This window comes from Microbacterium sp. Leaf351, from assembly GCF_001423825.1.
Taxonomy (GTDB): domain Bacteria; phylum Actinomycetota; class Actinomycetes; order Actinomycetales; family Microbacteriaceae; genus Microbacterium; species Microbacterium ginsengisoli.
Window position 1 is genome coordinate 84,661 of sequence record NZ_LMPK01000012.1, and the last position, 781, is coordinate 85,441.

Sequence of the window (781 nt, forward strand, 5' to 3'; positions counted from 1 at the left end):
AGACCCGCACGCACCGGCACTTGCGGGCTAGGGGCATCTGCCCGTACTTCGGATGCCGCTTCAGGGCGTAGTAGACCTCGTCGATGTACGTCTTCGGGCTGGTGGACCAGTCCGGGTTCTCCTCCATGTCGAGCATGAAGTCGGCGTCGAACTCCTTCCCCTTCTGGGGCTGGATGATCGTGCGATGTGCCCACGATCCCTGCGGGGTCTTCCCCAGGATCATCGCCCCGATCGTCGCATCCGCGGCGATCGCCGCGTAGATCGCGTCCACCCTCGTCTCGAGAGTCTCCAGCTTGAACTGGCTGAGGTTGACGGTGTCCTTTAGAAGGACATCGAAGTGGTCGGCGAGCTGCATCAGTGGGCCTCCGGTTGATTCTCGGATGTCGATCCCGTTCGGGTAGGGATCGAGAAGGCAGGTGTGTAAGCCGCGGCGCGGTGCGCGGCGAACTGCGCCTGGTACGTCGGGCTGAGAATCCGGCTGGCCGACGCCGCCAACCCGACCACGTCGTCGCGGTCCACCGCGTCAAGCGCGAACGCACCCCTCGGAGTCGGGGCGTCGAAGCGTACGTAGTTCTGCTTACCGACGAGGTGTTCGGCGATCCCTTGACCGCCCCGGCTGCTCGCGTTCAAGATCATGGACGCGGCCGGCTTCGCCCACCCGAGCAGACCAGCCTCGTCGAGATGCTTCCCGTGTGAGGCATCCGGCTCCATCGTGCCGACGTTGAGAACACGGACGTTGCCGATCGACGCGCCGAGCATGCTCGTCGCTTCCGCGATCGCA

At 64.9% G+C, this 781-nt stretch carries 1 protein-coding gene and 1 pseudogene; both read right to left on the reverse strand.

Going from position 1 to position 781, the window contains the following annotated elements; translation table 11 throughout:
• A partial coding sequence (locus ASG00_RS17130) for an SMODS domain-containing nucleotidyltransferase (RefSeq protein WP_442922605.1) occupies positions 1 to 355 on the reverse strand: 355 nt, incomplete at its 3' end.
• A pseudogene (locus tag ASG00_RS15685) lies at positions 355 to 781 on the reverse strand (CBASS cGAMP-activated phospholipase); the annotation flags it as partial. The gene ASG00_RS17130 and the pseudogene ASG00_RS15685, both read right to left, overlap by 1 nt.